Below are 7421 nucleotides of genomic sequence, written 5' to 3' on the forward strand. Positions count from 1 at the left end.
GGGGTGCCATGGACATCTCAAGACGAGCGTTCGTTAAGGCAACGGCCGTCGCGCTGGCAAGCGCCGCAGCGGCCGGCAGCCTTGCGTCGATGACCGGCTGCGCAAGCGGCGGCGAAGGCGCGGCGGCGGGCGGCGGCGAAGGCCAGAAGCACACGGCCGTGTGCCGGTTCTGCGGCTGCGGCTGCGGCGTTATCTGCGAGACGAGGGACGGCAAGCTCGTGAGCGTCACGGGCGATCCGGAGAACCTTTCGAACAAGGGCCTCAACTGCGTGAAGGGCTACTTCCTGGGCAAGATCCTCTACGGGGACGACCGCCTGACGAAGCCGCTCATCCGCGAGGACAAGTCCACGAAGGGCACCGACGAGGGCCTGCGCGAGGCTTCGTGGGACGAGGCGCTCGAACTCGTTTCCTCCAAGCTCAAGGAAACGTGGAAGGCCGACAAGTCCCGCCTGGCGTTCTGGCTCTCCGGCCAGCAGCCCATCACCGAGGGCTACGCCTGCGCCAAGTTCATCAAGGCCGGCCTGCTGTCGAACAACGTCGACCCGAACGCGCGCCTGTGCATGGCCAGCGCCGTGGTGGGCTTCATGAACGTGTTCCAGACCGACGAGCCGGCCGGCTGCTACGCCGACCTCGACAACGCCGACGTGTTCGTCACCTGGGGCGCCAACATGGCCGAGGCGCACCCCATGCTGTACTCGCGCCTCACGGCCCGGAAGCTCTCGGGCGAGAACGTGAAGCACTACGACCTGGGCACGCTGCGCACCCGCACGTCGGTCAGCGCCGACACCGTCATGCTGTTCAAGCCCAACACCGATCTGGCCATCGCCAACTGCATCGCGAACTACCTCGTGCAGAACAAGAAGTACGACGAGGCGTTCGTGAACGACCACCTGCAGTTCAAGCAGGGCACCGAGGACATCGGCAACGCCACCGACGACGGCTACGACGCCAGCGAGATCGGCCAGAAGGTCGACGCGGTGACCTCCATCACGTTCGATGAGTACGCCGCGCGCCTGGCGCCCTACACGTTCGAGTACACGTCAGAGCTCTCCGGCGTGCCGGTGGAGGACCTGAAGGCGCTCGCGTTCGAGTTCGCCGACCCGGACAAGAACATCATGTCGCTGTGGACCATGGGCGTGAACCAGCACAACCGCGGCACGTGGATGAACCACAACCTGTACAACATCCACCTGCTGTCGGGCAAGATCGCCCGTCCCGGCTGCGGCCCCTTCTCGCTCACCGGCCAGCCCACGGCGTGCGGCACGGCCCGCGAGGTGGGCACGTTCTCGCACCGCCTGCCGGCCGACCTGCTGGTGGCCAACGCCCAGCACCGCCGCTACACCGAGGCCATCTGGGACCTGCCCGAGGGCTACCTCGACGCCATCCAGAAGCCCGGCATGCACACGGTGAAGATATTCCGCGAGATGTCGAAGGGCAACATCGACTTTCTGTGGACCGCGCACAACAACTGGGCCCAGTCCATGCCGAACCTGCAGCGCTTCCTGGGCCGCGGCGAGGACAGACAAGGCATCTTCGACACGTTCATCGTGGTGAACGAGGTGTACCCCACCCTGTCCACCCAGTACGCCGACGTCGTGCTGCCCGTTGCCCTGTGGGTGGAGCGCGAAGGCCAGTTCGGCAACGCCGAGCGCCGCTCCGCGGTGTTCGAGAAGGCCGTCGACCCGCCGGGCGAGGCCAAGTGGGACCTGTGGGCGTTCATGGAGGTGGCGCATCGCGTGCTCGACGGCGAGCAGATCGACGGCAAGGACTCCTTCGACCACCTGTTCGGGTTCATCTACGACAAGGCCGCGCACGACTTCAAAAACGACTCGCGCGAGACGAACCGCCTGCTGTGGGAGGAGTACCGCGTCTTCTCGAACCCCGAGATGAACGACAAGGCCAAGGCCATCAACGACGACGCCGACGGAACGTTCGACGCGAAGCTGAAGATGGAGGCCAAGCAGCTGGCCCCCTACGAGGAGTACCTGGCGCACCACGGCATGACGTGGCCCGTGCGCAACGTGGACGGCAAGTGGCTCGAGACGCACTGGCGCTTCGCAGACGGCAAGCAGGAGGACGGCTTCGACGAGGTCGGCGTGGCGAAGTACGGCAAGCCGGGCCTGGCGAACAACCTGTCGTTCTACAAGTCGGGCAACATGAAGCCCTCCGTGGTGTTTCGACCCTACGAGCCGCCGGCGGAGACGCCCGACGACGAGTACCCGTTCTACTTCTGCACCGGGCGTTTGCTGGAGCATTGGCACACCGGCACCATGACGCGCCGCGTGCCCGAGCTCGACCGCGCGCTGCCCGAGGCGCTGCTGAACATCCATCCGAACGACGCGTCCAAGCTGGGCGTGGCCGACGGCGACCTCGTGCACGTGAAGTCGCGCTTCGGCGAGTTCGACATCAAGGCGTCCACGGCCGGCCGCACCGAGCCGCAGGAGGGCATCGTGTTCGCGCCCTTCTTCGCCGAGGAGACGCTCGTGAACCTGGCGGTGCAGGACACGTACTGCCCGCTGTCGAAGGAGCCCGACTACAAGAAGACCTGCGTCTCTATCACGAAGGTCGAGGGGTGATAGCCATGAGGAAGCAACTGGTTGCCGGCGCCCTCGCGCTCGCGATGCTGACCGGAACGATGGCGGCGGCGGGGTGCGCGGGCACCGAGCCGAAGAACGACGCGAGCGCGAACGTGCCCGCCGGAGCGCCGCCGCTCATGCCCGCGAGCCACGACGGCCGCTTCGAAAGCTTGGGCGCCCCCGGCTGCTACGGCTGCCACGGCGCGAGCGAGCGCTCGAACCCCATGCTGAACGGCTCGGTGGCGCTGCCCGAGGACCACTACGTCGACGGCTCGTCCCAGACGCTGGAGCTCGATCCCACGCACGATCAGTGCAACACGTGCCACGTGCAGGGATAGCGCCCGGAAAGCCCTTCCCTTCGAAAGGGGCGGCCCCCTCCGCCGCCCCTTCCACCTGAAAGCAAGGAGAGCATCATGGTCATATCAAGCCTCGTCGTCGAGACGATGCCCGAAGCCACGGCGCGGGCGGCCGAAGAGCTCGGCCGCATCGAAGGCGTCGAAGTGCACGAGACGAACGGCTGCAAGGTCGTGGTGACCGTCGAGGCCGAGACCCTCGACGACTCGCACGCCATCGCGAGCACGTTCGTCGGCATCGAGGGCGTTACCGGCATCAACCTGGTGTACGCCAACTTCGAGGACGACCCCACGCTGCGAAAGGCAGCCGTTAAATGAAGCGCACCCCGAACACCTCGCACTTCAAATGGTCCTGGCTGCGGCATGCGGTGCAGATAGCGGCCGTGCTGCTGTTCGCAGCGCCGCTGCTTCTTGCCGGCTGGGGCCTGTTCGGGGTGTCCGTCGGCGGCGACGACCCTGTTCCAACCCCTGCCGACCTCACCTTTTTCGGCAGCCTTTCCTCTTCATCCGTAGGAGGGCTCTCCCTCCTGGACCCGTTCGGGGTCCTTCAGGTCGTCGCCGCCTCGAAAACGTTCGAACTCGACTGGCTGCTGTTCGCGCTGCCGGTCGTGGTGTTCTACGGGCTCGTGCGCGCCCGCGCGTTCTGCGGATGGGTGTGCCCGACGAACCTGCTGTTGGAACTGGTCGACGCGCTGCGGCGCAAACTGGGCATCAAGGTGAGCGAGGCCCCCGTGCCGCGCCACGCGAAGCTGTGGATCGCGCTCGCGGTGCTCGCGCTGTCGGCCGTGGCGAGCGTCCCCGTGTTCGAGGCGTTCTCGCCCATCGGGGCCGTGAACAAGGGCATCCTGTTCGGCAGCGTGGCGGGCCTGTGGACGCTCGGGGCCGTCGTGGTGGCCGAGCTGTTCTGGGGGCACCGGGTATGGTGCCGCTCGCTCTGCCCGCTCGGCGGCTTCTACGAGGCCATCGGGCGCGCGGGCTTGGTGAACGTGAAGTACGACCGCACGGCCTGCATCCACTGCGACGCCTGCCGCAAGGCCTGCCTGGCCGACCCTTCCATACTCGATCCCGTGCTCGCCGAGCGCGACGCGGTCGTGCGCGCGGGCGACTGCATGGCCTGCGGCTCCTGCGTGGACGCCTGCCCCACCCGCGCCCTGTCGATGGGATTGGGGAAAGGCGCGAAGCCGACCGAGCAAGAGCCTTCGTAGGAACGGATCCTCACACGTCCAGCAGCTTGTGCGTCAGCGCGTAGGACACCAGGTCCGCACGCGTCTTGAATCCCAGCTTCCGGTATATCTTCGAACGGTGCGCCTCCACGGTCTTCACCGACAGGAATATACGCTCGGATATCTCCTTGTTCGTGTACCCCTTGGCCAGAAGCTGCAGTATCTCCAGTTCGCGGTTCGAAAGGCTCTGGTAGGAGCGGTCCTCCCCCTCGCCGCCCACCAGCTGCTTGGTGAGCAGGGCGGCCATTTTCGGGTGGATGTAGCTGCCACCCCCGGCCACGGCCCGCACGGCGGCCAGCAGCTCCTCCGACGTGGAGTTCTTCAGCATGTAGCCGGCGGCGCCCCCGCGCAACGTGTAGAACAGGTACTCGGGCTCGGCGAACATCGTGAGTATCACGATGCGCGTGGTCGGGAAGTCGCCCGCGATCTTCTCGCACGCCACGAGCCCGCTCTGCCCCGGCGGCATGGATATGTCCATGAGCAGCACATCGGGCCTCTCGCGCGCGACGATGGAGTACGCCTGCGCGCCGTCGGCGGCCTCGGCCACCACCTTCATCTCGGCGTCCTGCTCCAAGATCATCTTGAACCCGGCCCGCACGACCTCGTGGTCGTCGGCCAGCACGATGCGGATCATCGGGAGACCTCCTTTCCCTCGACCACGCGCATGGGTGCCACGAGCGTCACCGTGGTGCCGCCCGGCCCCGACGAGGTGGTGAGCCTCGCCCCTATGAGGTTCGCGCGCTCCTGCATGCCGTACAGGCCGCAGCCGCTGCCCTTGATCTCGGGGTTCGCGGTGTTGAACCCGCGGCCGTGGTCGACCACGCTCACATGCAGCCAGCCGTCGGCGTCCTCCAACGTCACGAACACCCGCTCGGTGTCGGCGTACTTGCAGGCGTTGAGGATGGCCTCCTGGCAAATGCGGTACGCCTGCGTCTCGAGCGCTTGGTCGAAACGCTCGCAAGACAGCCCGCCCTCGAACACGATCTCCGTGCCGTAGGTCTTCTCGAACACGGCGGCCTGCGAACGCAGCGCCGGCAGGAAGCCCAGGTGGTCGAGCGCCGAGGGGCGCAGCTCCACCGATATGTTGTGCAGCTCGTCCAAGATGCGGTCGACGGTGTTGCGCGCCTGGGCCAAAAGCCCGGCGCCCTCGTCGTCCAGATGGCTCGCCATCTGGTTGAACAGGAACGAGATGCTCAGCAGCTCCTGCGCCACGCCGTCGTGCAGCTCGCGCGAGATGCGCTTGCGCTCGTCCTCCTGGGCGCCGATGACACGGGAGAGCTCCGAGCGGACGAAGATGGGGTTCGAGGCCGAGTCGGCGCGCTTCTCCGCGGCTATGCTCTCGAAGTCCATGAAATCGTCCGACACCACGCCGAAGTCGGCCAGCTTGCCGTCCAGATCCTCGATGAGCCGGCGGTAGCTCTCCTCGTGGCGGTCGCTCACCGAACGGTACGCGCACAGCAGCACCGCCACCACGCGACCGCCCTTCTTGAGCGGCAGCGCGCAGAAGCTGCGCAGGTCCTCGGCGAACACGATGGGGTACGACGAGTACTCGCGCGGGTCGATCTCCTCATCGATGTCGGTGAACATCATGGGCTTGCCCGACTTGATGGTGATGCCGCCGATTCCGTGGCCGGGTGCGAGCACGATGCGCCGGTGGCGCTCGCCGGTGGCGCCGGCGCTGTACACCCACTTGAGCGCCGCGCCGATGAACGCCGTGAGCCCGATGGACACGAAATCGAAGCCGTGACGGGCCTTGAGGCCCTCCACGGCTTCGTGGTACTCGGCGCAGCCGCCTGCGAGCGTCTCGTCGGTGAAGTTGGATGCCCCCATGCCCCATCGCCCCCGTCCCGTGCGGCTTCGAGCCGCGCCTTCGTGTCGTCCCGTTCTCCTTCGAGGTGCCATTATCCCCCATTCCCCTGCGGAATGCACGAGAAAGCCGCTCGCCCTCCCGACCGGCATCAGGGAGAACGCCCGCGAGGCGACGTGCATGGAAGAAAGGTCCCGGGGGGCCGGCGAAAGGGTACCGTGGCGTCGCCGAACGCTCGACGCGCTGTTGACCGCCCGCCACTCGCCCCCTGGCGCGCCGTGCTAGGATCAGACCGTCGGCAACCGCTGCGAAGAAAGGAGCGCGCCATGGAATTCCATACGGGCGACCAGCCGGGCGAAGGACGCTACCGCTGCAAGAACTGCGGCTACGTGGTGAGGATAACGAGCGACACGGAAAAGCTTCCCGCTTGCCCCAACTGCGGCCACCACGACTTCGAGAAGCTCGAGGACGAGGACTGACGCACCGTCCCCGCGAGCCGAAAGGGCCGACGGCGCTCGGCCTCCGCTCGCGGGAAGGCGCCATTTCTCAAAATTATGCTTTGACAGACGCCTGCGATCTGGTAGACTATCTGCTTGCTGGAACGGAAACGTTCTCGCAGCTTGAGAGCGTGCGCGATTAGCTCAGGGGGAGAGCATCACCTTGACACGGTGGGGGTCGCAAGTTCAAATCTTGCATCGCGCACCACGGAATTCATGAAGGGCCTCGCATTGCGAGGCCCTTTTTCGTCACTCGTTCCTTCTCACGCCAAAAGCTCGACGTCCGTCGCGGACCATGACATCGAGAAGACGTCGGCAACGCAGGCCCCGCCCCGCCCCGGCACCTCTTCGCTCGCGTTGCGGCCGGTCGTTCGGGCGGCGACGCCAGCGAAGAGGTGCAAATTTCTCAAATTAGCCCTTGCGCGCGCAGGCGCGTTCCAGTATCATATTTCCTCGCGATGCGGACGTGGCTCAGCTGGTAGAGCACGACCTTGCCAAGGTCGGGGTCGCGGGTTCGAACCCCGTCGTCCGCTCCATCGTCAGCACGAGGCCGGTCATACTCAACAGTTTTGGCCGGCCTTTTCTTGACAATATCGCTGCAGCACGGCGACGTGGCCAAGTGGTAAGGCAGAGGCCTGCAAAGCCTTCACCCCCGGTTCGAATCCGGGCGTCGCCTCCATTCGCTCCTCCCCGGAGGGCGGACATGCACCGAATCGCTTTCATGCGGACGTGGCTCAGCTGGTAGAGCACGACCTTGCCAAGGTCGGGGTCGCGGGTTCGAACCCCGTCGTCCGCTCCATGACACGCCGACCGGCCGAACGGAAACGTTCGGCCGGTTTTTAATATGAGTAGAACATTGTCAAGAGGCAATAAAGGCTCAGGCCAGAGATTTGCTCCAGCTTGAGCCTATCTATCTTCACTTGATCTCTGATCTCGACAAGCAGTGTCAAACCGACGCTCGTATT

General features: G+C 65.9%; 7 protein-coding genes and 4 tRNA genes. 9 read left to right on the plus strand and 2 right to left on the minus strand.

Going from position 1 to position 7421, the window contains the following annotated elements; genetic code table 11:
* Positions 1-8: 8 nt before the first annotated feature.
* From C1878_RS15380 to C1878_RS15395, 4 genes are all read left to right on the plus strand, one after another.
* The gene (locus C1878_RS15380) at positions 9-2576 is read left to right on the plus strand and encodes a molybdopterin-dependent oxidoreductase (protein WP_114602485.1); all 2568 of its coding nucleotides are present in this window, start codon (positions 9-11) and stop codon (positions 2574-2576) included.
* A gap of 5 nt (positions 2577-2581) precedes the next feature.
* On the plus strand, positions 2582-2914 hold the full coding sequence (locus C1878_RS15385) for a nitrate reductase cytochrome c-type subunit (protein ID WP_114602494.1): 333 nt from the start codon (positions 2582-2584) through the stop codon (positions 2912-2914).
* 75 nt (positions 2915-2989) lie between these two features.
* Positions 2990-3247, plus strand: coding sequence for a chaperone NapD (locus C1878_RS15390; RefSeq protein WP_114602486.1), 258 nt, complete (start codon positions 2990-2992; stop codon positions 3245-3247).
* The gene (locus tag C1878_RS15395) at positions 3244-4134 is read left to right on the plus strand and encodes a 4Fe-4S binding protein (RefSeq protein ID WP_114602487.1); all 891 of its coding nucleotides are present in this window, start codon (positions 3244-3246) and stop codon (positions 4132-4134) included. Before C1878_RS15390 ends, C1878_RS15395 begins: the two co-directional genes overlap by 4 nt.
* A 10-nt stretch (positions 4135-4144) precedes the next feature.
* On the opposite strand, the gene C1878_RS15400 is transcribed toward C1878_RS15395, so the two are convergent.
* Both C1878_RS15400 and C1878_RS15405 read right to left on the minus strand, forming a co-directional pair.
* Positions 4145-4786: a response regulator transcription factor gene (locus C1878_RS15400; protein WP_114602488.1), complete on the minus strand. Its 642-nt coding sequence runs from the start codon at positions 4784-4786 to the stop codon at positions 4145-4147.
* On the minus strand, positions 4783-5982 hold the full coding sequence (locus C1878_RS15405; RefSeq protein ID WP_114602489.1) for a GAF domain-containing sensor histidine kinase: 1200 nt from the start codon (positions 5980-5982) through the stop codon (positions 4783-4785). Before C1878_RS15405 ends, C1878_RS15400 begins: the two co-directional genes overlap by 4 nt.
* Before the next feature lie 303 nt (positions 5983-6285).
* Here C1878_RS15405 and C1878_RS15410 point away from each other — a divergent pair, with 303 nt between their 5' ends.
* From C1878_RS15410 to C1878_RS15430, 5 genes are all read left to right on the plus strand, one after another.
* Positions 6286-6438, plus strand: coding sequence for an FmdB family zinc ribbon protein (locus tag C1878_RS15410; protein WP_114602490.1), 153 nt, complete (start codon positions 6286-6288; stop codon positions 6436-6438).
* Between the two features lie 151 nt (positions 6439-6589).
* Positions 6590-6664: transfer RNA gene (locus tag C1878_RS15415), tRNA-Val, on the plus strand.
* Between the two features lie 252 nt (positions 6665-6916).
* Positions 6917-6992, plus strand: a tRNA-Gly gene (locus tag C1878_RS15420).
* Positions 6993-7061: 69 nt separating this feature from the next.
* Positions 7062-7135, plus strand: a tRNA-Cys gene (locus C1878_RS15425).
* A gap of 44 nt (positions 7136-7179) precedes the next feature.
* A tRNA-Gly gene (locus tag C1878_RS15430) sits at positions 7180-7255 on the plus strand.
* Positions 7256-7421 lie beyond the last annotated feature (166 nt).

The organism is Gordonibacter sp. 28C, assembly GCF_003339845.1.
GTDB lineage: Bacteria > Actinomycetota > Coriobacteriia > Coriobacteriales > Eggerthellaceae > Gordonibacter.

Excerpts from the sequence above, each read along its gene's own strand:
- C1878_RS15380 (WP_114602485.1), top strand. The coding sequence starts at position 9 with ATGGACATCTCAAGACGAGCGTTCGTTAAGGCAACGGCCGTCGCGCTG.
- C1878_RS15385 (WP_114602494.1), top strand. The coding sequence starts at position 2,582 with ATGAGGAAGCAACTGGTTGCCGGCGCCCTCGCGCTCGCGATGCTGACC.
- C1878_RS15390 (WP_114602486.1), top strand. The coding sequence starts at position 2,990 with ATGGTCATATCAAGCCTCGTCGTCGAGACGATGCCCGAAGCCACGGCG.
- C1878_RS15395 (WP_114602487.1), top strand. The coding sequence starts at position 3,244 with ATGAAGCGCACCCCGAACACCTCGCACTTCAAATGGTCCTGGCTGCGG.
- C1878_RS15400 (WP_114602488.1), bottom strand. The coding sequence starts at position 4,786 with ATGATCCGCATCGTGCTGGCCGACGACCACGAGGTCGTGCGGGCCGGG.
- C1878_RS15405 (WP_114602489.1), bottom strand. The coding sequence starts at position 5,982 with ATGGGGGCATCCAACTTCACCGACGAGACGCTCGCAGGCGGCTGCGCC.
- C1878_RS15410 (WP_114602490.1), top strand. The coding sequence starts at position 6,286 with ATGGAATTCCATACGGGCGACCAGCCGGGCGAAGGACGCTACCGCTGC.